Genomic DNA, 24,047 nt, shown 5'->3' with positions numbered 1-24,047 from the left:
ACGGCCGCGATCACGAACGCTTCATCGATTCCCCCCGGGTTGGACTGTCTTGCCTGGACGACCGCCGGGAACGGCGGCCGCTACTGCAGCGCCAGCACCACCACCGACTTCGCCGGCAACGCCACCGTCAGCGTGCCGCCCGCCAGACGCGCGCCGTCGAACGCCGCCGGTTTCACCGTTTCGGGCTGGTCGAAGCTGTTGTGCGCGGTGATCGCGCCGGCGGTCAGCACGCGGCCGGAGACGTTCGTCGCCTGCAGGCCGCGGATCGATGCCGTCACGTTCGCCGCCATGTCCGGATCGAGGTTGGTCAGCGCCACGTACACCTTCCCGTCCTTGCCGCGCACGGCCGAACCGTGTACCGCCGGCACCGCGATGCCGCCGTGGCGGTACTCGGGCGTTTCCAGTTCGAACGGCAGGTGGGTGGAATCCTGCCAGGGCTTGTACATCTCGAACACGTGGTAGGTGGGCGTGAGCAGCATCTGCGCGTCCTTCGTCAGGATCATCGCCTGCAGCACGTTCACCATCTGCGCGATGTTGGCCATCTTCACCCGCTCGGCGTGGCGGCTGAAGATGTCGAAGTGCAGCGAGGCCACGAGCGCGTCGCGCAGGGTGTTCTGCTGGTGCAGGAAGCCGGGGTTCACGCCATCGACGCCCTTGTACCAGGTGCCCCATTCGTCGACGTACAGCGCAACCTTCTTCTCCGGGTCGTGCCTGTCCATGATCTCGGAATGCTTCGTGATCAGTTCGTCCATGCGCAGCGCCGCCTTGAGCGTGCCGATCCAGGCGGCCTCGTCGAACTCGAACGAGTGCGCGCGCGGCGGCCAGCCACCGAGCAGGGTGTAGTAATGCAGCGACAGCGCATCCATGTGCTTGCCGGCGATGCGCATCATCGTCTCGGTCCAGTGGTAGTCGTCGACGTTCGCACCGGCGGCCACCTTGGTGACCTTCTGCCCGGCGGGCACCTTGACGAAGGTCTGGTACTGGCGGTGCACGTTGGCGGCATGCTCGGCGGTCATGTTGCCGCCGCAGCCCCACATCTCGTTGCCGATGCCGAAGAAGGGCACCGCCCAGGGCTGGTCGCGGCCGTTGCGCCGGCGTTCCTCGGCCAGCGAGGAATCCTTCGGGAAGGTCATGTATTCGACCCACTCGGCCATCTCGCGCGGCGAGCCGCTGCCGGTGTTGCCGGAGACGTAGGCGTCGGTGCCCAGCAGTTCGGTGAAGTCCATGAACTCGTGGGTGCCGAAGCTGTTGGGTTCGATCACGCCGCCCCAGTGGGTGTTGACCTTGACCCGGCGCTCGCCGCGAGGGCCGACGCCGTCGCGCCAGTAGTACTCGTCGGCGAAGCAGCCGCCGGGCCAGCGCACCACCGGCACGTCGAGTGCCTTCAGCGCCGCGACCACGTCGTTGCGGTAGCCACGGGTGTTCGGGATCTTCGAATCCTCGCCCACCCAGATCCCGCCGTAGATGCCGTAGCCCAGGTGTTCGGCGAACTGGCCGAAGATGTAGCGGCTGACGGTCTCGCCGGGCTGGTCGGCGCGCAGGGTCGCGGTGGCCGTGGTGGTGTCCTGTGCGGCCGCGAGGCCGGCGATCAGGGCGGAAGTCAGCGCCAGCGTGCGCAGGGTCGTCTTCAGCATCGGGTTGCCTCGAATGGTGCGGATCGGATGTTCGTGCGGGAACGGCCCGCCGGCCGCGGATGGCGCGGCCGGCGGCAGGACTCAGAAGCGGTAGCGCAGGCCGACCGCGAAGGTGCGGCTGTACAGCGCGGTGCCGAAGTTGTGCGTATCCGGATACTCGTAGTAGCTCTGGTACAGCTCGTCGGTCAGGTTGGTGGCGTCCAGGGTCAGCGTCAGGTTGTCGCTGGCGTTGTAGCTGATCTGGAAGTCCATGCTCTGCTCGGCGTTGAAGTACACGCCCAGCGGGTTGGCGAACAGCGCCGCTTCGTAGTGGTGCAGGAAGTCGTCGCGCCACACGTACGACAGCCGCGCGCTGAAGCGGCTGCGTTCGTAGGCCAGGACCACGCTGTAGGAGCTGTCGGAGATGCCGAACATCGGCGTGGTCTGGATGTCGACCACTTCGCCGGCGCTGTTGGTCACCGGGATGTCCTGGCTGGAATCGAGCGCGGTGTAGCTGGCCTGCACGCCGAAGCCGTCGAGCAGCCCCGGCAGCGACTCGGGGAAATACACCACGCCCAGTTCCAGGCCCTCGAGTTCGCCGTCGGAGGCGTTGTCGGGCTGGGTGAGGATGTAGTCGTAGCCCTCGAAGGTCACGCGGCGGCGGAAATCGGTGACCATGCCCTCGATCTCGCGCCGGAACAGCGTGGCGTAGACCGCGCTGCCGGGGGAGAAGTACCACTCCAGGCCGAGGTCGTAGTTCGTCGATTCGGTCGGCTCCAGGCCCGGGTTGCCGCCGGTGGCGGTGCCGTAGCCGATGTTGGTCACGTCCTCGACGTAGATGATGTTGGGGTTGAGCTGGTTGAACGCCGGACGGCGCAGGGTCTCGCCGTAGGCCAGGCGCGCCATCAGGTTGGGGGTGAAGCTGTAGCGCAGCATCACGCTCGGCAGCAGCTTGGACGCGTTGGCCGAGTCGCTGCCTTCGCCGAACACCATGTCGGTGTCGACATCCACGTAGCGCACCCCGAGCTGGCCGTCGAGCACCTGCTCGCCGAGTTCGAAGGCGAAATCGCCCTGCAGGTAGAGCGCGGTGCTCGTTTCGTCGACGTTGAAGTTCTCCGTCATCGAGAGCTGGTCGCTGGTCGGGCGGCCGTACAGCGCGCGGTAGAAATCGGCGTTGTCGCGGATGTAGCGGCCGTCGGGCACGACCCACGAGGTCGGCACGTCGGCGCGGCCGTCGAAGAAGCCGGTGTTGATCGAGACCAGGCCGGGGTTGGCGGTGAGCGAGCAGTCCGGGAGCGCGCGGTCGCAGGCGTTGTCCGGCCCGACGCGCATGCCTTCGCTGGAGGTGCGGTTGTCGTAGCGGGCGCCGAAAGTGATCCGGTCCAGCGGGCCCCAGCCGGCGGCGTAGTCGCCGTCGAAGGTGAAGGTGGTGGCGTCGCCGCGCGCGTAGTTGGCGTTGTCGTAGAGCTGTGCCACGTTCCACTGCGCGGGATCGTCGGTGCGGCTCTCGTCGACGTCCGGCGTCGCGGGGTTGTCCTCGAAGCCGAACGCCGGCACGCCGCCGCCGCGGTTGAAGTCGACCCAGACCGCGTTGGTCACCCGGTCGGTGCGCATGGCGAAGAAGTCGGTCTCGAACTCGCTGTCCTGGTAGGTGACCTCCGACTGCAGCTTCAGCCGGTCGCCGATCTCCCACTTGCCGCCGAACGCGTACAGGTAGCTGTCGGTCTTGCCGGTGGTGAGGTCGCCGCTGGTGAAGTTGTAGGGCGCGCCGATGCCCTGGCGCGTGCGCACGATGTTGGTGCCGTCGTAGAGGCCGATGTTCTGCGCGGGGTTCGCGCCCAGCGCGCCCCACCAGTCGACGAAGGAGAACAGCAGCGAGTTGAACGATTCGTTGCGGTAGCCGTTGTAGAACGCCTCGAACACGTACTCGGAGGTGTCGTTCGGCGCCCACTGCAGCGAGACGTTGGCCGCGGGGCGTTCGCGTCGGCCGGTGAAGTCGCTGGCGAAGATCGCGTCGCGCGAGAGCACGTATTCGTACTGCTGGCCGCGCACCGGCAGGGTCGATCCCGGCGCGAAGGGCAGTCCGGCTTCCAGGCCCGGTTGCCAGACCTCGACGCCGTCGATCACGGTCGGGATGCGCTCGTAGGGTACGAAGCCCTCGGGCGGCGCATCGGTGAAGAACGGCACCATCGCACCGGCGGTCACGCTCTGGTCGCGGTAGTTGGTGACCGCGTAGGAGACGTTGGCCAGCGCGCCGAAGCGGCCGCCGCCCACGTCCCAGCTGTTGGACACCAGCGCGCTGAGGTTGGGGTCGGTCTCGCCGTTCTGCTCCTGGTGGATGGCGCGCGCGGCGACCACCACCGTGGCCTCGTCGAAGTCGAACGGGCGGTGGGTATGGATGTCGATCTGGCCGGCGATGCCGGTCTCGATCAGGTTGGCCGAGCGGGTCTTGTAGATCTCGGTGCTGGCCAGCAGGCTCGCGGGGATGTCGGCCAGCGCCACCGAACGGCCCGATGCGGTGAAGATGTTGCGTCCGTTGATGGTGGTGGTGACGTCGTTGAGGCCGCGGATCGACACCGTGGTGACCTCGCCGGCGCCGCGATCGGTGGTCTGCACGCCGGTCACGCGCTGCAGCGCCTCGACCAGGTTGTTGTCGGGGAACTTGCCGATGTCCTCGGCGACGATCGCATCGACGATCTGCATCGAGCCCTGCTTGATCTGCAGCGCGTCGATCATGCTGGCGCGCAGGCCGCGGACCTCGACCCGGTCGAGATCGGTCGCGGCGGGCGTCGCGTCCGCCGGTTCGCAGGTCGCATCGGGATCGGCCGGCGTGGGGCAGGGCTGCGCGGATTCCTGGGCGGCCGCAGGCAGCGCGGACAGGGCCATGGCCAGCGCCGCGGGCAGCGCGGCCTGGCGCAGCGAACGGGTCGGGGTCCAGCGGGTCGGACGGTTCATGGGCGAGCCTCTCTCTCGTGAAGCGTGGTGCCGCGGCATGCCGCGGCGGACGTGCGGAACGGGGATGGCATCGCGTGGCGCGATGCCACCGCGGGATCAGGGAACCGTTGTGGCGGCAGGGATCGGGCCGGCACGCGCAAGCCGCGCCGCAGGCGGGGCGCTTGATCGTGGATGCGGAAAAACGGATGCGGTGCGTACCGGCATGCGCGCATGCCGACTGCTTCGTGCGTCGTCACTTCAACCCCTCCCGGTCTACGTCTGGACGCGAACAACTCGAGTTGTGGACCGCACGGTGGAGTGGCGGTCGTGCATCCGCTGGCGCGTCGTGGGCGGGCCTGTGGCGGTTGTCGGGTCGAGATTAGTCGCGGTTGAGATAACCTTCTAATGAAATAAACCAACCCATCAATATCCGGTTTCATATATCGGAGCAGGTATTCCATTCCCGCTTCCAGGCATTCCAAATGCGCGATGGTTGTGCGGGCGTGCCCGCGCATATGCTGCCGCGCTCGATCAGTCGCTTCCGGAACAGGCGTGGAAAGAATCCGATCGTTCGGCCGGCTCGACGACGGGCGCGAGGTGCGCGCCTACCGGCTGGGCGACGACGACGGCGTGGTGGCCGACGTGCTCGACCTCGGCGGCATCCTCGCCCGGCTGGTGGTGCCGGGCGCGGACGGGCGGGTCGACGCGGTGCTGCGACTGCCCGATGCGCAGACCTACTACGCCGATCCGGCGTATCTCGGGATCCTGGTGGGCCGGTATGGCAACCGCATCGGCGGGTCGCGCTTCACGCTGGACGGGCGCGAGCACGTGCTTTCCGCCAACGAGGGCCGCAACCACCTGCATGGCGGTCATCTGGGATTCGGCCGTCGCATGTGGGAGGTGGAAGCGCACGCACGCGACGAGCTGGTGCTGCGCCATCGTTCGCCCGATGGCGAGGAGGGCTATCCGGGCAATCTGGATGTGATCGCGACCTACCGTGTCCGCGACGACGGCCTCGACCTGGTGTTCGAAGCGGGCAGCGATGCGCCGACGCCGTTCAACCCCACCCACCATCCCTATTTCAACCTCGCGGGCGATGCTTCGGTGCCTGCCTCGGCGCAGTGGCTGCAGGTGCCGGCGAGCGGCTACCTGCCGGTGGCTGACGACCTGATCCCGCTCGGCACCGTGGCCGACGTGGCGGGCACGCCGTTCGACTTCCGCGCCGCGGCCACACTGGATGCGCGCTTCGATGCCGGGGATGCGCAACTGCGCGCCGGCGGCGGCTACGACCATTGCCTGGTGCAGCGGCCCGGCCACGCGTTCGCCGCCGCGCTGTATTCGCCACACAGCGGGGTGGCGATGCGGATCGACTGCGATGCGCCCGCGCTGCAGCTCTATGGCGGGCAGGGGCTCGACCGTCAGCACCCGGGCCTGGGGCGCGGGCTGTGCCTGGAGCCGCAGGATTTTCCCGATGCGCCGAACCGGTCGGCGTTCCCGCCTGCGATCCTGCGTCCGGGCAAGGCGTACCGGCGTGAGATCCTGTACCGCTTCGCCTGCCCGGGACGCGGCCGCGCCTGGGGCGAGGTGGCGGCGGCGCTGGAGCTCTCGGCAGCGCTGGAACTCTCCTGAGACCGGGGAAGCGCTGACTGTCATCTCGAGCGTAGCGAGAGATCTATGCTCTTGATCCTCCAAGATTCCTCACTGCGTTCGGAATGACAAACTGCGTTACTGCGTTCGGAATGACAAACCGACTTTTCCGGCATTTCCTCGGGCCGGCAGGCGATGTCGCAGGCAAACCACCATTCGCAGGCAGGATTCTCGTCCGTACCACCCCCGTGCCCTTCCGTGGAGACCGCACCCGTGTCAACCATCAACCTCGCGATCGTCGGCGTCGGCAAGATCGTGCGCGACCAGCACCTCCCGGCCGTGGCCGGCAACGCGGACTACCGGCTGGTCGCGGCCGCCAGCCGCAACGGGCGGGTCGAGGGCATCGACAACTTCGGCACGATCGGGGACATGCTGCAGGCGGTGCCGTCGATCCAGGCCGTCTCGCTGTGCATGCCGCCGCAGTACCGCTACGCGGCGGCGGTACAGGCGCTGGAGGCCGGCAAGCACGTGTTCCTGGAAAAGCCGCCGGGCGCCACGCTCTCGGAGGTGGAGGACCTGGCCGCGCGCGCCGCCGCGAACGACGTGTCGCTGTTCGCCAGCTGGCATTCGCGCTACGCCCCGGCGGTGGAGGCCGCACGAACGTTCCTGGCCGGTACCCGCATCCGAGCCATGCGGGTTGCGTGGAAGGAGGACGTGCGCCAGTGGCATCCCGGGCAGGACTGGATCTGGCAGCCGGGCGGGCTGGGCGTGTTCGATCCGGGCATCAACGCGCTGTCGATCGTCAGCCGGATCCTGTCGCAGCCGGTGTTCGCCACGGAAGCCACGCTGGAGTTCCCGGAGAACCGAGACGCGCCGATCGCAGCGCTGATCCGCTTCACCGATGCGACGGGGCTGGACCTGCTGGCCGAGTTCGACTGGCGCCAGACCGGCCCGCAGAACTGGGACATCGAGGCCGAGACCGAGGCCGGCCCGATGCGGCTGTCGGAGGGCGGGGCGAAGCTGACGGTCGATGGCCAGTTGCTGCATGCCGAACCGGAGCAGGAATACCCCATGCTGTATCGGCGCTTCGCCGAACTCATCCGGGCCGGCCGCTCGGACGTGGACCTGGCGCCGCTGCGGCACGTGGCCGACGCGTTCATGCTGGGCAGGCGCAAGGTGGTGGAGGCGTTCCACGACTGAGGACAGGGATACCGGAATCGATATCCGGTTGTCGCCGGAATGAATTGGATGCATATCCATCGGCCCGGCAGAATGCGCGATGGACATCCACGGGAACGGCGTGCCGCACATGCGACTGATCCAGCTGAAGGACGATGCCGGGAACGCCCGGGCCGGCGTGGTCGATGCCGACGGCGTGCAGGTGCGCGTACTCGAGGGAGTCGATGGCATCTACGCGCTGGCCAGTGGCGCGATCGCCGCCGGCCGCAGCCTGTCGGAAGAAGCCGATGCGACGCCCGGCGACCAGCGACTCGACTACGCCGGACTGCTGCGCCAGGACCGCGTGCTGAGCCCGCTGCACCATCCCGATCCCGCGCACTGCCTGGTCACCGGCACAGGGCTGACCCATCTGGGCAGTGCCGCCGCGCGCGACGCCATGCACCAGACCCTGCAGCAGAAGGCGCAGGAGGGCACCCTCACCGATTCCATGCGCATGTTCCAATGGGGCGTGGAGGGCGGCATTCCCGCGCCGGGCGCCCCGGGCGCGCAGCCGGAATGGTTCTACAAGGGCGACGGCGCGATCGTCGCCGCGCCGGGCGCGGCGCTGGACTCGCCGGACTTCGCGCTCGATGGTGGCGAGGAACCGGAACTGGTGGGCATGTACCTGATCGGGCCGGACGGCACTCCGCACCGGCTCGGGTTCGCGATCGGCAACGAGTTCTCCGATCACGTCACCGAGCGCAAGAACTATCTGTACCTGGCGCATTCCAAGCTGCGCTGCTGCGCGATCGGCCCGGAGCTGCGCACCGGCGCATTGCCGCGCGACGTGCGCGGCAGCAGCCGCCTGCGCCGCGGTGACGACGTGGTCTGGGAGAAGCCCTTTCTCACCGGCGAGGCCAACATGTGCCACTCGCTGGAGAACCTCGAGTACCACCACTTCAAGTACGCCGCGCACCGGCGCCCGGGCGACGTGCACCTGCACTTCTTCGGCACCGCCACGCTCAGCTTCGCCGACGGCATCCGCGCCGAGCCGGGCGACGTGTTCGAGATCGAGCTGCCGGAACTGGGCGCGCCGCTGCGCAACCCGTTGCGGGTGGTGCCTGCGAGCTTCGCACCCGGTGGCGTGCGCGCGCTGTAGGCCGGCGACGGCCGACACGAACACCACAGGACATCAGTCATGAGCGAGCAACGGTTCAGCAGCTACATCGGCGGCCAGTGGGTCGAGGGCGAGGGCGACCAGGCCGACGAAAATCCGGCCGACCTTGCCTCGCCGGTAGGCCATTACGGCACGCTCGACGCCGCGCGCACCGCGCAGGCGGTCGACGCGGCCGCGACCGCGTTCCCGAAGTGGTCGTTGTCCAGTCCGCAGCAGCGCGCCGACATCCTCGACTTCGTCGGCAGCGAGATCCTGGCGCGCAAGGCCGAACTCGGCCGCCTGCTCGCGCGCGAGGAGGGCAAGACCCTGGCCGAAAGCATCGGCGAGGCGGCGCGCGCGGGGCAGATCTTCAAGTTCTTCGCCGGCGAGGCGCTGCGCATTCCCGGCGAGAAGCTGGCCTCCACCCGTCCGGGCGTGGATGTGGAGATCACGCGCGAGCCGGTCGGCACGGTCGGCATCATCGCGCCGTGGAACTTCCCGCTGGCGATCCCGGCCTGGAAGATCGCGCCGGCGCTGGCCTACGGCAACACCGTGGTGTTCAAACCGGCCGAGATCGTGCCGGGCTGCGCCTGGGCGATCGCCGAGATCCTCTCGCGCGCCGGCCTGCCCGAGGGCGTGTTCAACATGGTGCTGGGCAGCGGCCGCGTGGTCGGGCAGGCGCTGGTGGAGCACAATGGCCTCGATGCGCTCAGTTTCACCGGCTCGGTGCCCACAGGCCACGCGCTGCTCAAGCAGGCCGCGGCGCGTGCGCTCAAGGTACAGCTGGAAATGGGCGGCAAGAACCCGCTGGTGGTGCTGGCCGATGCGGATCTGGACGTTGCGGTGGAGTGCGCGGTCAACGGCGCCTACTTCTCCACCGGCCAGCGCTGCACCGCCTCGAGCCGGCTGATCGTGGAAAGCGTGGTCTACGACGAATTCGTGGCCCGGATCCAGGCGCGGCTGGCGACGCTGACCGTGGGCGATCCGCTGGAAGAGGGCGTGCACATCGGCCCGGTCGCCAGCCAGGCCCAGCTCGACACCGACCTGTCCTACATCCAGGCCGGCCACGACGACGGCGCCGAGCTGCTTGCCGGCGGCCGGCGCGTGGAACGCGGCACCGAGGGGCACTTCCTCGCGCCGACCCTGTTCGCGGCCAACCCTTCCGACCGCATCGCCCGCGAGGAGATCTTCGGGCCGGTGGCGGCGCTGCTGCGCGCCGACGACTACGACCACGCGCTGGCGCTGGCCAACGACACCGAGTTCGGGCTGTGCGCCGGCATCTGCACCACGTCGCTGAAGCATGCGACCCACTTCAAGCGCCATGCCCAGGCCGGGATGGTGATGGTCAACCTGCCGACCGCAGGCGTGGATCCGCACGTACCGTTCGGCGGGCGCAAGGCATCGAGCTACGGACCGCGCGAGCAGGGCCGCTACGCGGTGGAGTTCTACACCACGGTCAAGACCGCCTATACCGCGGCCTGAAACCAAGGCGCCGGACGCGCGCACGCGGGCGCGCGCTGGTGCACCATGTGCGCATGTGATCGCGCGAGACGAACCGGGAGCAAGCGATGCGGAATCTGATGGGTGTGGCGGCGCTGCTGTGCGCTGCGGTGCTGGCGGGGTGTTCCGGCGGCGAGGGTGGCGCGGACACGGCTGCCGCCGGCGAGGGCGCGATCACGGTCGGCTTCAGCCAGGTGGGCGCCGAGAGCGAATGGCGCACCGCGAACACGCGCTCGGTGCGCGAGTCGCTGGCCGCGCCGGAATTCGACCTGCGCTTCTCCGACGCGCAGCAGAAGCAGGAGAACCAGATCAAGGCGCTGCGCTCGTTCATCGCCCAGGGCGTGGACGTGATCGCGTTCTCGCCGGTGGTCGAAACCGGCTGGGACACGGTGCTGCGCGAGGCCAAGACCGCGGGCATCCCCGTGGTGCTGACCGACCGCGCGGTGAACGTGTCCGACGATTCGCTGTACGCCACCCTGGTGGGCTCCGACTTCGTCGAGGAAGGCCGCCGCGCCGCGCGCTGGCTGCTGGAGGACAACGAAGGCAAACCGGGCCCGATCCGGATCGTCGAACTGCAGGGCACCGTGGGCTCGGCGCCGGCCAACGACCGCATGCGCGGCTTCAAGGAAGTGATCGACGGCGACAGCCGCTTCGAGATCGTGCGCTCGCAGAGCGGCGACTTCACCCGGGCCAAGGGCAAGGAAGTGATGGAGGCGTTCCTGCGCGCCGAGGGCGACGGCATCGACGCGCTGTTCGCGCACAACGACGACATGGCGATCGGCGCGATCCAGGCGATCGAGGAAGCCGGGATGAAGCCCGGCACCGACATCCGCATCGTCTCGATCGACGGCGTGCGCGGCGCCTTCGAGGCGATGAAGGCGGGCAAGCTCAACGCCACCGTCGAATGCAATCCGCTGCTCGGCCCGCAACTGGCGCAACTGGTGCGCGACGTGCATGCCGGCCGCGAGGTACCGAAGCGGGTGATGGTGGAGGAGGGCGTGTTCACCCAGGACCAGGCCGAGGCCGAACTGCCGAACCGCAAGTACTGAGGCGTGCGCGTGTACACGGCCCTCACCCTCGCGCGCTACGCGCGCTTTCCCTCTCCCGCAAGCGGGAGAGGGGCAGATGCTCCTGCCTGGCCCTCAGCTTCGCGTGTTGCGCACGCTGTTCCTTCTCCCGATTTCGGGAGAAGGTGCCCGAAGGGCGGATGAGGGCCGCCCCTTGAGCCACGTAGTGCTGCACGCACAAGGCCTGTGCAAGCGGTTCGGCGCGACCCGCGCGCTGGACGGCGCCGGCCTGACCCTGCGTGCCGGCGAAGTGCACGCGCTGATGGGCCAGAACGGCGCCGGCAAGTCGACCCTGATCAAGCTGCTGACCGGCGTGGAAACACCGGACACCGGCACGGTGACGCTCGACGGCCGCGCGATCGCACCGGCCAGCCCGCTCGAAGCGCAGCACGCGGGCATCAGCACCGTCTACCAGGAAGTGAACCTCTGCCCGAACCTGTCGGTCGCCGAGAACCTGTTCGCCGGACGCTATCCGCGCCGTTTCGGCCTGGTCGACTGGGCGCGCGTGCGCGCCGGAGCGCGCGAACTGCTGGCCGAGCTGCATCTGGAGATCGATGTCGACCGGCCGCTGTCCTCGTATCCGGTCGCGATCCAGCAGATGGTGGCGATCGCGCGCGCACTCGGCGTGTCGGCGAAGGTGCTGATCCTCGACGAGCCGACCTCCAGCCTCGACGAGGACGAGGTACGCCAGCTGTTCGCGGTGATGGGCCGCCTGCGCGAGCGCGGCATGGCGATCGTGTTCGTGACCCATTTCCTCGACCAGGTCTACGCGGTGTCCGACCGCATCACCGTGCTGCGCAACGGCGCCCTCGTCGGCGAGTACGCGGCGGCGGAGCTGCCGCGCGCGGCGCTGGTGAAGGCGATGGTGGGGCGCGAGGTGGAGCTCTCGGGCGCGCGCGATGCTTCCGCTGAAGGTGTACCGCAGGGCGAGGTGGTGCTCGAGGCGCGCGGGCTGGGCCGTCGCGGCAGCCTGCAGCCGGTCGATGTGCGCGTGCACGCGGGCGAGGTGCTCGGCCTCGGCGGCCTGCTCGGCTCCGGTCGAACGGAACTGGCGCGGCTGCTGTTCGGCCTCGACCGTGCCGACAGGGGCGAACTGCACATCAAGGGCGGGAAGGCCGATCTGCACCATCCCGCCGATGCGGTGGCGCGCGGGCTGGCGCTGTGTCCGGAAGAACGCAAGACCGAGGGCATCGTCGCCGGCCTGTCGGTGCGCGAGAACATCGTGCTGGCGCTGCAGGCGCGGCGCGGCTGGCGGCGCTCGCTGCCGCGGGCGAAGCAGGAGGAGATGGCGACGCGCTACGTCGAGCTGCTCGGCATCCGCACCGCCGGCATCGAATCGCCGGCCGGCGCGCTGTCGGGCGGCAACCAGCAGAAGGTGGTGCTGGCGCGCTGGCTGGCCACCGAGCCGCGATTGCTGATCCTCGACGAGCCCACGCGCGGTATCGACATCGCCGCCAAGCAGGAGATCATGGCCGAGGTGGTGCGACTGGCGCGGCAGGGCATGGCCGTGCTGTTCATTTCCGCCGAGATCGAGGAACTCACGCGGCTGGGCGATCGCATTGCGGTGCTGCGCGACCGGCGAATGGCCGGCGAGCTGCCGGGCGGCTGCGACGGACGCCAGGTGCTCGACATGATCGCGGGGCACGGCTGATGTCCGGCGAGCTGCGACCGTCGATGGCCAGGCGCACGTTCGCCCATCCGCTGCTGTGGCCGTTGCTGGCGCTGGCGCTGCTGCTGCTCGGCAACGGGCTGTTCAATCCTGGCTTCCTGTCGCTGGAATGGCGCGACGGGCGCCTGTACGGCAACCTGATCGACATCGCCAACCGCGCCGCGCCGCTGATCCTGGTCTCGCTGGGCATGACCCTGGTGATCGCGGTACGCGGGCTCGACATCTCGGTCGGCGCGGTGCTGGCGATCGCCGCGACCGTCGCCGCGTGGACCATCACCCGCATGACCACCGGCGGCGGCGACGGCCTGGCGCCGCTGTTCGCCGCCATCGGCGCGGCGCTGGCCGCGGCCGCGCTGTGCGGACTGTGGAACGGGTTGCTGGTGGTGAAGGTGGGCATGCAGCCGATCATCGCCACCCTGATCCTGATGGTGGCCGGACGCGGCATCGCGCAGCTGGTCAGCGACGGCCAGATCCTGACCATCTATTACGCGCCCTACGGCTTCCTCGGCACCGGTTTCCTGCTCGGCCTGCCGTTCGCGCTGTTCGTGGTGCTGGCGGTGTTCGCCGCGCTCAAGCTGCTGCTCGACCGCACCGCGCTCGGCCTGTTCGTGCGCGCGATCGGCCACAATCCGGTGGCCGCGCACGTGGCCGGCGTGCGTGCGCGCGCGATCACCCTGTCGCTGTACGTGTTCTCCGGGTTCTGCGCCGGTCTGGCTGGCGTGCTGGTGAGTTCGAACGTGGCCAGCGCCGATGCCAACAACGCCGGGCAACTGCTCGAGCTCGACGCGATCCTCGCGGTGGCGATCGGCGGCACCGCGCTCGCGGGCGGGCGCTTCAGCCTGGCCGGCAGCCTGGTCGGCGCGCTCATCATCCAGACATTGACCACCACCATCTACGCCATCGGCGTGCCGCCGCAGGTCAACCTGGTGGTCAAGGCGCTGCTGGTGCTGGCGGTGCTGCTGCTGCAGTCCCCGCAGTTCCGAGGACAGGTGCGCGCGCTGGTGCGACGCCCGCAGCGGGGGACCGCATGAGCGCGGTGCCGCTGCGCGGGCTGCTGCAGGCGGGCGGGCTGGGCCGCCTGTGGCGCGATCCGCGCTACGTCTCGCTCGCGGTCACGGTGTCGCTGTTCCTGGCGATGTCGATCGCCGGCGGCGTGCTGTACGACGGCTTCCTGCGACCGCAGGTGTTCCTCAACCTGTTCATCGACAACGGCTTCGTGCTGATCGTCGCGGTCGGCATGACCTTCGTGATCCTCACCGGCGGCATCGACCTGTCGGTGGGCGCGGTGGTCGCGTTCAGCACGGTGCTGCTGGCCAGCCTGGTGCAGCAGCACGGCTGGCATCCGCTGGCCGCGATCGCGGCGGTGCTGGTGCTGGGCACGACATTCGGCGCGACCATGGGTGCGATGATCCAGCGCTACCGGCTGCAGCCGTTCGTCGTGACCCTAGCCGGCATGTTCCTCGCGCGCGGCGCGGCGACCCTGGTGAGCGTGGACTCGATCGGCATCGACCACGCCTTCCACGTCGCGGTGGCGAGCCTGCGCATCCCGGTGGGCGGCGGCGCTTCGCTGTCGGTGGGCGCGGTGATCGCGCTGCTGGTGGTGGCCGGCGGCGCGCTGCTGGCCGGCATGACCCGGTTCGGCCGCGCGGTGTACGCGATCGGCGGCAACGAGCAGTCGGCGCACCTGATGGGCCTGCCGGTCGACGCCACCCTGGTGCGCGTGTACGCGCTCAGCGGCTTCTGCTCCGCGCTGGCCGGCGTGGTCTACACCTTCTACATGCTCAGCGGCTACAGCCTGCATGCCTCGGGGCTGGAACTCGACGCGATCGCCGCGGTGGTAATCGGCGGCACGCTGCTCGCGGGCGGCAGCGGCTACCTGCTGGGCACCCTGTTCGGCGTGCTGGTGCTGGGCCTGATCCAGACCCTGATCGTGTTCGACGGCACGCTGAGCTCGTGGTGGACGCGCATCGCCATCGGCGCGTTGTTGCTGATGTTCTGCCTGATGCAGCGGCTGCTGGCGAAACGGGGCGGCGCCGGCTGATCCCTTCTGCCGTCGTTTCCGCGAGGGCCGGAAGCGCTTCATCACACCAGAACGAAGTGCTGGACATCCACGGCGACGCAAGCGAACGAATCGTAGTTGCCGGCTTGGCACGACCATGCTCAAGATGATCGAAAGGAGGTGCGCGTGAGGCTTTTCGCTCCCTGGCTGCTGTGCGTCCTGCTGGCCCTGCCGCCGGTCCACGCCAGCGAGCGCACCACTACCTGGAGTGCCGACAACGGCAACGGTACCTTCACCAACCCGCTGCTCTACGACGAGTTCTCCGACCCCGACCTGATTCGCGTCGGTGACTGGTTCTACATGACCGGCACCACGATGCACGCCGTGCCCGGCCTGCCGGTCCTGCGCTCGCGCGACCTGGTGAACTGGGAATTCCTGTCCTACGCGATGACCGGCTTCCCGCCCGGCCCCGAATACCGGCTCGAGGACGGCCGCGACCTGTACGGGCAGGGCATCTGGGCGCCGAGCCTGCGCTTCCACGACGGCCGGTTCCACATCTTCGCCAACATCAACCAGCGCGGCCTGCACGTGTTCACCGCGACCGATCCGGCGGGTCCGTGGACGCATTCGCGGATCGACCGCAACCTGCACGACCTCTCGGTGCTGTTCGACGACGACGGCCGGGTGTATGCGGTGTTCAACTACAACGAGGTGCGGCTGGTCGAGCTGAAGGCCGACCTCAGCGGCGTGGTCGAGGGCAGCGAGCGGGTGATCATCCCCGCCGGCAACGGCATGGGCGAGGGTCACCATTTCTACAAGGTCGACGGCCGCTACTACATCATCAGCGCCAACTACGCGCCGGTGGGACGGATGCAGGCCGCGCGTGCCGACCGGCCGGACGGACCCTGGGAGACGGTGGCGATCAGCGCCAGCGAAACCATGGGCACCCGGCGCGGCTGGTGGGAGGACGGCGTGGGCCAACGCACGCCGGTGCCGACCGGGGCGACGCGCTTCTCGATGCACAAGCCGGGCGACAATGCGCTGGGCGCGGTGCCGCTGCACCAGGGTGGGATCGTGCAGACCCCGAACGGCGACTGGTGGGGTTTTTCGATGATGGACGTGAAGTCCATCGGTCGTACCACGTTCCTGTCGCCGGTGACCTGGCGGGACGGCTGGCCGTACTTCGGCCTGGCCGGCAACCTCGGCCGTTCGCCGCGCACGTGGCTCAAGCCGGATGTCGGTGTCGAGACGCCGCCGCACGCGACCTATGCACGCAGCGACGATTTCTCCACGGATGCGCTGAAACCGGTCTGGCAATGGAACCACCAGCCGGTCGACGGCAAGTGGTCGCTGGTCGAGCGGCCGGGCGCGCTGCGCCTGCATGCGCTGCCCGCTGACGATTTCCTGTGGGCGCGAAACACCCTGACACAGCGCGTGATCGGTCCCGAGTCCATGGCGACCGTGCGGCTGGATGCTTCCGGCCTCGCGCCGGGCGACGTCGCCGGCCTCGGCCTGCTCAACATGCCCGCGTCGTGGCTGGGCGTCGTGCGCAGCAAGGCGGGCGTCTTGCTGCGCTGGTATTCGCAGCTCGGCGATCGGCATGTGGACGTGCCGCTGGAATCGAGCGAGGTGTACCTGCGCGTGGCCGGCGACTACGACGACGATCTCGCACGCTACGCGTGGAGCCTCGACGGCGAGCGTTTCACCGACATCGGGGAACCCGTGCGCCTGCCGTACCAGCTCAAGACCTTCCAGGGTTCGCGCTACGCGCTGTTCGCGTTCAACACCGGCGCTGGAGAAGGCGGCCATGCCGACTTCGACGACTTCCGCGTGCACGAGCCGCTGGCCGACCGCTCGCGCAACCTCCCCTTGGGGCAGGTGGTGACGCTGTCGAACCTGGGCGACGCCACCGTGGCGCGGGTGCATCCACTGGGCGTTCTGCAGCCGGTCGCCGCGGATTCGGACGAGGCGAAGTCTGACGGCGCGCGTTTCCGCGTGCACGATCGCGGCCGCGGCCAGGTGGCACTCGAAGCGATGGACGGCAGCGGCTTCCTGACCGTGGTCGGCATCGGCCTGTCGGCCGACGTGCGGCTGCTGCCGGAACAATCGCCTGCAAGCCTGTTCATGTGGCAGGACCTGTTGCGCGGCGAGTTCATGCTGCTGTCGATGAAGACCCATCGTTACCTCGGCATCCTGCCCGACAGCGGCGAACCCTACGCGGCTGACCGACCAGGCGCGCGGCCGGACCGCAAGGACGGCACCGTGCTGCGATGGCGCCGTCGGGATTGAAACCGTGCGGTGACCGCGCGACTTGCGCTTCTCTTTCTCTCTCTCTGGTAGGAGCAGGGTTGCGGGCGTGTTCGCCCCCCCTAGCTGGAGAAAGCGCTTGGGGGTGTGCCTGCGGGGCGCCGGGTACGGCTACCCCTGGGTACGAATGTTCCCCGGCAACGTCTTGCGGCCGTTGCCTCCTCCTTGATTTCGCACCCAGGGGCATCCGCACCCGCGTGTCGAGATCGTGGTAGTTCCGGCTTACAGCACCCCCCGGGATATGCCACCCGCTTCACGCAACCATCCGTCAGCCGGGCCTCGCTGCGGTCGGGAGCCCTTTGCGGCGAAATCAAGTAGGAGGCCTGCGCCTGAAGGCGCAGGCCGGGGGACATTCGCCGCAAAGGGCTCCCGGTTGCGGCGAGGCCCATCAGAACGCGGGAAAACAGGTAACGCAACGCGACCGGAAAGCACTGTCGCAGTAACGGTGACTACCGTGGGAGCTATCAGCCTTGGCCACGACCAACGCGTGAACCGCCCGCTCAGACTTCCAGCGTCGCCAGGTCGCCCTTCTGCTCCAGCCAGGCCTTCCGGTCCCCCGCACGCTTCTTCGCCAGCAGCATGTCCATCAGGCCGCGCGTCTCCAGGTCCTCGTCGATGGTCAGCTGCACCAGCCGCCGCGTATCGGGATGGATCGTGGATTCGCGCAGCTGCGAGGGATTCATCTCGCCCAGGCCCTTGAAGCGGGTGACGTTGATCGAGCCCTTGAGCTTCTCGCGCTCGATCTTCTCCAGCAGCAGGCGCTTCTCTTCCTCGTCCAGCGCGTAGAACACCTGCTTGCCGACGTCGACGCGGAACAGCGGCGGCATCGCCACGAAGATGTTGCCCGCGCGCACCAGCGCGGGGAAATGGCGCAGGAACAGCGCGCACAGCAGCGTGGCGATGTGCAGGCCGTCGGAGTCGGCATCGGCCAGGATCACCACCTTGCCGTAGCGCAGGCCGGAGATGTCGTCCTTGCCGGGATCGCAGCCGATCGCGATCGCCAGGTTGTGCACCTCCTCCGAGGCCAGCACGCTGCCCGAAGCGACTTCCCAGGTGTTGAGGATCTTGCCGCGCAACGGCAGGATCGCCTGGAAATCCTTGTCGCGCGCCTGCTTGGCGCTGCCGCCCGCCGAGTCGCCCTCGACCAGGAACAGTTCGGTGCGCGAGAGGTCCTGCGAGATGCAGTCGGCGAGCTTGCCGGGTAGGGCAGGCCCCTGCGTGACCTTCTTGCGGACGATCTGCTTCTCGGTCTTCAGGCGCAGGCTGGCGCGTTCGATCGCGAGCTGGGCGATCCGCTCGCCGAACTCGACGTGCTGGTTGAGCCACAGCGAGAACGCGTCGTGCGCAGCGCCCTCGACGAAGCCCGCGGCCTGGCGAGACGACAGCCGCTCCTTGGTCTGGCCGCTGAACTGCGGGTCGGTCATCTTCACCGACAGCACGAAGGACACGCGGTCCCACACGTCCTCGGGCGCCAGCTTGATCCCGCGCGGCAGCAGGCTGCGGAAATCGCAGAACTCGCGCAGCGCATCGGTGAAGCCGGTGCGCAGGCCGTTGACGTGGGTGCCGTGCTGCGCGGTCGGGATCAGGTTGACGTAGCTTTCCTGCACCAGCTCGCCTTCCGGCACCCAGGCGACCGCCCAGTCGACGACCTCGGTGTCCTTCTTCTGCTGGCCGACGAACAGCTCCGGTGGCAGCAGTTCGCGTCCGGCGAGCTCGCCGCGCAGATAGTCGCGCAGACCGTCCTCGTAGTGCCAGCTGTCGCGTTCGCCGCTCGCCTCGTCGAACAGCGTGACGGTGAGGCCCGGGCACAGCACGGCCTTGGCGCGAAGCAGGTGCCGCAGCGCGCGCACGTTGAATTTCGGCGTGTCGAAGTATTTCGGATCGGCCCAGAAGCGCACGCGCGTGCCGGTGTTCTTCTTCCCGACCGTGCCCACCACTTCCAGCGGACTGGCGCGATCGCCATTGCGGAAGCTGATGCGGTGCTCGCTGCCGTCGCGCTTGATGTGCACCTCGACTAGCGTCGACAGCGCGTTGACCACGCTCACGCCGACGCCGTGCAGGCCACCGGAGAAGGTGTAGTTCTTGTTGCTGAACTTCCCGCCCGCGTGCAGCCGGGTGAGGATCAGCTCCACGCCGGGAATCTTCTCCTCGGGATGGATGTCGACCGGCATCCCGCGGCCGTCGTCGGACACCTCGCAGCTGCCGTCCCTGAACAGCGTCACCGCGATCTCGCGCGCGTGCCCGGCCAGGGCCTCGTCGACCGCGTTGTCGACCACCTCCTGCGCGAGGTGGTTGGGGCGGGTGGTGTCGGTGTACATGCCGGGCCGGCGCTTGACCGGGTCCAGGCCCGACAGGACTTCGATGTCGGCGGCGTTGTAGCGGGAATTCATCGGGACTTGCGCTGGCATGGGGCTCGGGTGGCGCGCAGGATGGGCCGCGGCGGCGGGGTGGTCAAGGATCGGCGCGCGCCGTCGCGGGAGCCGCGACCGGCCCCGCCCGCATTGCGCCGGATCAATGTCCGCCCGGACGCCCTCCGGCAGGCTGCGCGCGCCCAGGGGAGAGTTCCGCGATGAGCGACCGGTACGAGGACCTGCAGCGCAGCTACGGCCGCTGCCTGCACGACAGGCACTTCATCGAACGCTTCTACGAGGTGTTCATCGCCAGCCACCCGGCGATCGCGCCGCTGTTCGCCGGGACCGACATGGGCCGCCAGCGGCTGGCCCTGCGCCGGGGCATCAGCGTGGCCATCTTCCACGCGGCCGGCAGCGTGCTGTCGCGACGCGCCACGGAGGAGATGGCGGACGTGCACAGCCTGAAGGGCCGGGCACCGGTGGATCCCGCGCTGTATCCGTACTGGATCGACAGCCTGTTGACGGTGGTGGCGCAGACCGATCCGGAAGCCGATGCCGCCCTGATGGCGCGCTGGCGCGAGGCCATGACCGTGGTCTGCGACACCTTCGCCCGACGCTACCCGGGCTGACGCGCGGCTGTGCGCCCGCGGCCCGCCGCCACGGTCCGGCAGGGGCGGCAACCGCGGACGCGAGCCTGTAGAATGGGGCTTTCCAGCGGGTGCCTCCCCCCATGACCTCCCCCAGTCCCGTCACTCCGCTCGTCTTCGTCACCGGCGGCGTGGTGTCCTCGCTCGGCAAGGGCATCGCGGCCGCGTCGCTGGCCGCGATCCTCGAGGCCCGTGGCCTGCGGGTGACGATGATGAAGCTGGACCCCTACATCAACGTCGATCCGGGCACCATGAGCCCGTTCCAGCACGGCGAGGTCTACGTCACCGACGACGGCGCCGAGACCGACCTCGACCTCGGCCACTACGAGCGCTTCATCAACGTCCGCCTGTCGGGCCGGAACTCGATCACCACCGGCAAGATCTACGAGGCGGTGATCCGCAAGGAGCGCCGTGGCGACTACCTCGGCGCGACCGTGCAGGTGATCCCGCACATCACCGACGAGATCAAGCGCTGCATCGATGCCGCCACCCAGGGCTTCGACGTGGCGCTGGTGGAGATCGGCGGCACCGTGGGCGACATCGAATCGCTCCCGTTCTTGGAGGCGATCCGCCAGATCCGCACCGACCGCGGCGCCGACAAGGCGATGTTCATGCACCTGACCCTGGTGCCTTACATCGCCGCCGCCGGCGAGCTCAAGACCAAGCCCACCCAGCACTCGGTCAAGGAACTGCGCTCGATCGGCATCCAGCCCGACGTGCTGCTGTGCCGCAGCGAGCAGCCGCTGCCCGACGGCGAACGGCGCAAGATCGCCTCGTTCACCAACGTTCCGGAGAAGGCGGTGATCTCGGCGGTGGACCTGGACAACATCCACAAGATCCCGATGTGGCTGCATGCGCAGGGGCTGGACGAGATCGTGGTCGACCGCCTGCGACTGGGCGACAGGGCCGCGCTGTCGGCAGACCTGTCCGAATGGCTCGCGGTGGTGGACGCGGTCGAGCACCCGATCGACGAGGTCACGATCGCGGTGGTGGGCAAGTACGTCGACCACAAGGACGCGTACAAGTCGGTCGGCGAGGCCCTCAAGCACGGCGGCATCCGGCAGCGCACGCGCATCAACCTGAAGTGGATCGAATCGCAGGACATCGAGCGCGAGGGCGCGGAGGCTGCGCTGGGCCGGGTCGACGGAATCCTGGTGCCGGGCGGCTTCGGCGATCGCGGCTTCGAGGGCAAGGTGCTGGTGGCGCAGCATGCGCGCGAGCGCGGGATCCCGTACTTCGGCATCTGCTACGGCATGCAGGCGGCGGTGGTCGACGTGGCCCGCCACCTCGCCGGCCTGGAAGGCGCCAACAGCACCGAGAACGACCGCCAGACCCCGCATCCGGTGATCGGCCTGATCACCGAGTGGCGCACGCAGACGGGCGAGATCGAGAAGCGCGACGAGAAGTCCGACCTCGGCGGCACCATGCGCCTGGGCCTGCAGGAACAGCGGCTCAAGCCGGGCACGAAGGCGCGCGAGCTGTACGGCAAGGACGTCGTCGGCGAACGCCACCGCCATCGCTACGAATTCAACAACCGCTACCGCACCCAGCTCGAGGACGCGGGCCTGGTGATCAGCGCCAAGTCGATGGACGACCTGCTGGTGGAGATGATCGAGCTGCCGGACCACCCCTGGTTCATCGCCTGCCAGGCGCATCCGGAGTTCCTGTCCACGCCGCGCGGCGGGCATCCGCTGTTCATCGGCTTCATCCGTGCCGCGCGCGAGGCCAAGGCGAACGACGGTGTGGCCGGCGGGAAGCTGCTCAAGGAGGCGAGCGCGTGACCGGCACCGGAGGAGGTAACCCTTCTCCCGCTTGCGGGAGAAGGTGGCGCGCAGCGCCGGATGAGGGCGGGCCGCGGCGCGCTCCCACCCCGACCCCCCTCCCGCCAGCGGGCGACGGACTTTGCAACGGGAGACCCCGATGAAACTGTGCGGTTTCGAGGTCGGCCTCGACCAGCCCTTCTTCCTGATCGCCGGCCCCTGCGTGGTCGAGAGCGAACAGCTGCAGCTCGACGTCGCCGGCAGGCTCAAGGAAATCACCGGCCGGCTCGGCATCAATTTCATCTTCAAGTCGAGCTTCGACAAGGCCAACCGCACCTCGGGGACGAGCTTCCGTGGCCCCGGCATGGAGGAAGGCCTGCGCGTGCTGGGCGAGGTGCGCCGCCAGATCGGCGTGCCGGTACTGACCGACGTGCACGAGTACACGCCGATGGACGAGGTCGCCTCGGTCGTCGACGTGCTGCAGACCCCGGCCTTCCTCGTGCGCCAGACCGATTTCATCCGCAAGGTCTGCAGCGCCGGCAAGCCGGTCAACATCAAGAAGGGCCAGTTCCTGGCGCCCTGGGACATGAAGCCGGTGGTCGAGAAGGCGAAGGCGACCGGCAACGACCAGATCATGGTCTGCGAGCGCGGCGCCAGCTTCGGCTACAACAACCTCGTCTCCGACATGCGCTCGCTGAGCGTGATGCGCGACACGGGCTGCCCGGTGGTGTTCGACGCCACCCACTCGGTGCAGCTGCCGGGCGGGCAGGGCACCTCCAGCGGCGGCCAGCGCGAGTTCGTGCCGGTCCTGGCACGCGCGGCGGTGGCCGTGGGCGTGGCTGGCGTGTTCATGGAGACGCATCCCGATCCGGCCAAGGCGCTCAGCGACGGCCCCAACGCCTTGCCGCTCGATCGCATGGAAGCGCTGCTGGCGACCCTGCTCGAGCTCGACCGCGTGACCAAGCGGCACGGCTTTCTCGAATCCACCCTCTGACGGAACCCGACGACACGATGAGCACGATTGCCAAGATCCACGCCCGCGAAATCCTCGACTCCCGCGGTAACCCCACCCTCGAAGCCGAAGTGACGCTGGCCGATGGATCCTTCGGCCGCGCGGCGGTGCCCTCGGGCGCCTCCACCGGCGCCAAGGAAGCGGTCGAACTGCGCGACGGCGACAAGACCCGCTACCTCGGGAAAGGCGTGACCAAGGCGGTGGGCAACGTCAACGGCCCGATCGCCGAGGCGCTCGCCGACTTCGACGCCGCCGACCAGGCCGGCCTCGACAAGCGCCTGATCGACCTTGACGGCACCGAGAACAAGGGCCGCCTCGGCGCCAACGCGCTGCTGGCGGTGTCGCTGGCCAACGCGCACGCGGTCGCGGCCTCGCGCAAGCTGCCGCTGTGGAAGCACCTGGCAGGCGATCGCGCACCGGTGCTGCCGGTGCCGATGATGAACATCATCAACGGCGGCGCGCACGCCGACAACAACGTCGATTTCCAGGAGTTCATGGTGCTGCCGGTGGGCGCGGCCTCGTTCTCCGAGGCGCTGCGCTGCGGCACCGAGATCTTCCACGCGCTCAAGTCGGTGCTCAAGGGTCACGGCCTGAGCACGGCGGTCGGCGACGAGGGCGGTTTCGCCCCGGATTTCCGCAGCAATGTCGAGGCGCTCGACACCATCCTCGAAGCGATCGGCAGGGCCGGCTACAGCGCCGGCGAGGACGTGCTGCTTGGCCTGGACCTGGCGTCGAGCGAGTTCCACGACAACGGCAAGTACAACCTCGTCGGCGAGAACAAGCGCCTGACCGCCGACCAGTTCGTCGATTTCCTCGCCGACTGGGCCGCGCAGTACCCGATCGTCACCATCGAGGACGGCATGGCCGAGGACGACTGGGACGGCTGGAAGGCCCTGACCGGACGCATCGGCAAGACCGTGCAGCTGGTGGGCGACGACCTGTTCGTCACCAACCCCAAGATCTTCCGCCAGGGCATCGACTCGGGCACCGCCAATGCGATCCTGATCAAGGTCAACCAGATCGGTACGCTCAGCGAGACGCTGGAAGCGATCGCCATGGCCGACCAGGCCGGCTATGCGGCGATCGTCTCGCACCGGTCCGGCGAGACCGAGGACACCACCATCTCCGACATCGCGGTGGCCACCACCGCGACCCAGATCAAGGCCGGTTCGCTGTGCCGCAGCGACCGCGTCGCCAAGTACAACCAGCTGCTGCGCATCGAGGAACAGCTCGGCGCGGGCGCGAAGTACGCCGGTCGCGATGCGTTCGTCTCGCTGAAGCGTTGAC

Annotated in this window: 16 protein-coding genes; 13 read left to right on the top strand and 3 right to left on the bottom strand. The window is 68.9% G+C overall.

Translation table 11 applies throughout. The annotated features are described in order from the left end of the window. Positions 1-80: 80 nt before the first annotated feature. Positions 81-1,634: an alpha-N-arabinofuranosidase gene (locus FZO89_RS02540; RefSeq protein WP_149101788.1), complete on the bottom strand. Its 1,554-nt coding sequence runs from the start codon at positions 1,632-1,634 to the stop codon at positions 81-83. 81 nt (positions 1,635-1,715) lie between these two features. Then, a complete protein-coding gene (locus FZO89_RS02535) occupies positions 1,716-4,568 on the bottom strand; it encodes a TonB-dependent receptor (RefSeq protein WP_187471011.1) in 2,853 nt (950 codons plus the stop codon). Positions 4,569-5,108: 540 nt separating this feature from the next. On the opposite strand from FZO89_RS02535, the gene FZO89_RS02530 reads away from it, so the two are divergent. The 9 genes from FZO89_RS02530 (at position 5,109) to FZO89_RS02490 (ending at position 16,972) form a co-directional block, all read left to right on the top strand. Continuing rightward, positions 5,109-6,176: an aldose epimerase family protein gene (locus FZO89_RS02530; protein ID WP_484496928.1), complete on the top strand. Its 1,068-nt coding sequence runs from the start codon at positions 5,109-5,111 to the stop codon at positions 6,174-6,176. A 231-nt stretch (positions 6,177-6,407) separates the two neighbouring features. Continuing rightward, a complete protein-coding gene (locus FZO89_RS02525; protein ID WP_149101786.1) occupies positions 6,408-7,334 on the top strand; it encodes a Gfo/Idh/MocA family protein in 927 nt (308 codons plus the stop codon). 109 nt (positions 7,335-7,443) lie between these two features. Further along, entirely contained in the window at positions 7,444-8,451 is a 1,008-nt protein-coding gene (araD1, locus tag FZO89_RS02520) for an AraD1 family protein (RefSeq protein ID WP_149103998.1), read from the top strand. Between the two features lie 39 nt (positions 8,452-8,490). Beyond that, positions 8,491-9,930: an aldehyde dehydrogenase family protein gene (locus tag FZO89_RS02515; protein WP_149101785.1), complete on the top strand. Its 1,440-nt coding sequence runs from the start codon at positions 8,491-8,493 to the stop codon at positions 9,928-9,930. Positions 9,931-10,016: 86 nt separating this feature from the next. After that, positions 10,017-10,997, top strand: a complete 981-nt coding sequence (locus tag FZO89_RS02510; RefSeq protein WP_149101784.1) for an ABC transporter substrate-binding protein — start codon at positions 10,017-10,019, stop codon at positions 10,995-10,997. A 172-nt stretch (positions 10,998-11,169) separates the two neighbouring features. After that, a complete protein-coding gene (locus FZO89_RS02505; RefSeq protein WP_149101783.1) occupies positions 11,170-12,666 on the top strand; it encodes a sugar ABC transporter ATP-binding protein in 1,497 nt (498 codons plus the stop codon). Further along, complete coding sequence (locus FZO89_RS02500) at positions 12,666-13,715, top strand: ABC transporter permease (RefSeq protein WP_149101782.1); 1,050 nt, start codon at positions 12,666-12,668, stop codon at positions 13,713-13,715. The genes FZO89_RS02505 and FZO89_RS02500 overlap by 1 nt, the downstream gene beginning before the upstream one ends. Continuing rightward, positions 13,712-14,725, top strand: a complete 1,014-nt coding sequence (gene yjfF, locus FZO89_RS02495) for a galactofuranose ABC transporter, permease protein YjfF (protein ID WP_149101781.1) — start codon at positions 13,712-13,714, stop codon at positions 14,723-14,725. Before FZO89_RS02500 ends, yjfF begins: the two co-directional genes overlap by 4 nt. 144 nt (positions 14,726-14,869) lie before the next feature. Beyond that, positions 14,870-16,972: a glycoside hydrolase family 43 protein gene (locus FZO89_RS02490; RefSeq protein ID WP_262378496.1), complete on the top strand. Its 2,103-nt coding sequence runs from the start codon at positions 14,870-14,872 to the stop codon at positions 16,970-16,972. 518 nt (positions 16,973-17,490) lie between these two features. Here the strand turns inward: FZO89_RS02490 and parE are convergent. Next, a complete protein-coding gene (gene parE, locus FZO89_RS02485) occupies positions 17,491-19,380 on the bottom strand; it encodes a DNA topoisomerase IV subunit B (RefSeq protein WP_149101780.1) in 1,890 nt (629 codons plus the stop codon). Between the two features lie 179 nt (positions 19,381-19,559). On the opposite strand from parE, the gene FZO89_RS02480 reads away from it, so the two are divergent. From FZO89_RS02480 to eno, 4 genes are all read left to right on the top strand, one after another. Further along, the gene (locus FZO89_RS02480; RefSeq protein WP_149101779.1) at positions 19,560-19,970 is read left to right on the top strand and encodes a globin family protein; all 411 of its coding nucleotides are present in this window, start codon (positions 19,560-19,562) and stop codon (positions 19,968-19,970) included. A gap of 101 nt (positions 19,971-20,071) precedes the next feature. Continuing rightward, positions 20,072-21,769: a CTP synthase gene (gene pyrG, locus FZO89_RS02475; RefSeq protein ID WP_149101778.1), complete on the top strand. Its 1,698-nt coding sequence runs from the start codon at positions 20,072-20,074 to the stop codon at positions 21,767-21,769. 139 nt (positions 21,770-21,908) lie between these two features. Then, complete coding sequence (gene kdsA, locus FZO89_RS02470) at positions 21,909-22,742, top strand: 3-deoxy-8-phosphooctulonate synthase (RefSeq protein ID WP_149101777.1); 834 nt, start codon at positions 21,909-21,911, stop codon at positions 22,740-22,742. Positions 22,743-22,759: 17 nt separating this feature from the next. Further along, positions 22,760-24,046: a phosphopyruvate hydratase gene (gene eno / locus FZO89_RS02465; protein WP_149101776.1), complete on the top strand. Its 1,287-nt coding sequence runs from the start codon at positions 22,760-22,762 to the stop codon at positions 24,044-24,046. Position 24,047: the final 1 nt, after the last annotated feature.

The sequence above is a fragment of the Luteimonas viscosa genome (genome assembly GCF_008244685.1).
GTDB lineage: Bacteria > Pseudomonadota > Gammaproteobacteria > Xanthomonadales > Xanthomonadaceae > Luteimonas > Luteimonas viscosa.
The sequence above is the reverse complement of the archived record's forward strand: the minus strand, read 5'-3'. Positions and strand labels throughout refer to the sequence as shown.

What these genes read in the sequence shown, in the direction of transcription:
- FZO89_RS02535 (WP_187471011.1), bottom strand. Translation starts at nt 4,568, where the DNA reads ATGAACCGTCCGACCCGCTGGACCCCGACCCGTTCGCTGCGCCAGGCC.
- yjfF (WP_149101781.1), top strand. Translation starts at nt 13,712, where the DNA reads ATGAGCGCGGTGCCGCTGCGCGGGCTGCTGCAGGCGGGCGGGCTGGGC.
- FZO89_RS02500 (WP_149101782.1), top strand. Translation starts at nt 12,666, where the DNA reads ATGTCCGGCGAGCTGCGACCGTCGATGGCCAGGCGCACGTTCGCCCAT.
- parE (WP_149101780.1), bottom strand. Translation starts at nt 19,380, where the DNA reads ATGAATTCCCGCTACAACGCCGCCGACATCGAAGTCCTGTCGGGCCTG.
- FZO89_RS02480 (WP_149101779.1), top strand. Translation starts at nt 19,560, where the DNA reads ATGAGCGACCGGTACGAGGACCTGCAGCGCAGCTACGGCCGCTGCCTG.
- kdsA (WP_149101777.1), top strand. Translation starts at nt 21,909, where the DNA reads ATGAAACTGTGCGGTTTCGAGGTCGGCCTCGACCAGCCCTTCTTCCTG.
- FZO89_RS02510 (WP_149101784.1), top strand. Translation starts at nt 10,017, where the DNA reads ATGCGGAATCTGATGGGTGTGGCGGCGCTGCTGTGCGCTGCGGTGCTG.
- eno (WP_149101776.1), top strand. Translation starts at nt 22,760, where the DNA reads ATGAGCACGATTGCCAAGATCCACGCCCGCGAAATCCTCGACTCCCGC.
- pyrG (WP_149101778.1), top strand. Translation starts at nt 20,072, where the DNA reads ATGACCTCCCCCAGTCCCGTCACTCCGCTCGTCTTCGTCACCGGCGGC.
- araD1 (WP_149103998.1), top strand. Translation starts at nt 7,444, where the DNA reads ATGCGACTGATCCAGCTGAAGGACGATGCCGGGAACGCCCGGGCCGGC.
- FZO89_RS02515 (WP_149101785.1), top strand. Translation starts at nt 8,491, where the DNA reads ATGAGCGAGCAACGGTTCAGCAGCTACATCGGCGGCCAGTGGGTCGAG.
- FZO89_RS02540 (WP_149101788.1), bottom strand. Translation starts at nt 1,634, where the DNA reads ATGCTGAAGACGACCCTGCGCACGCTGGCGCTGACTTCCGCCCTGATC.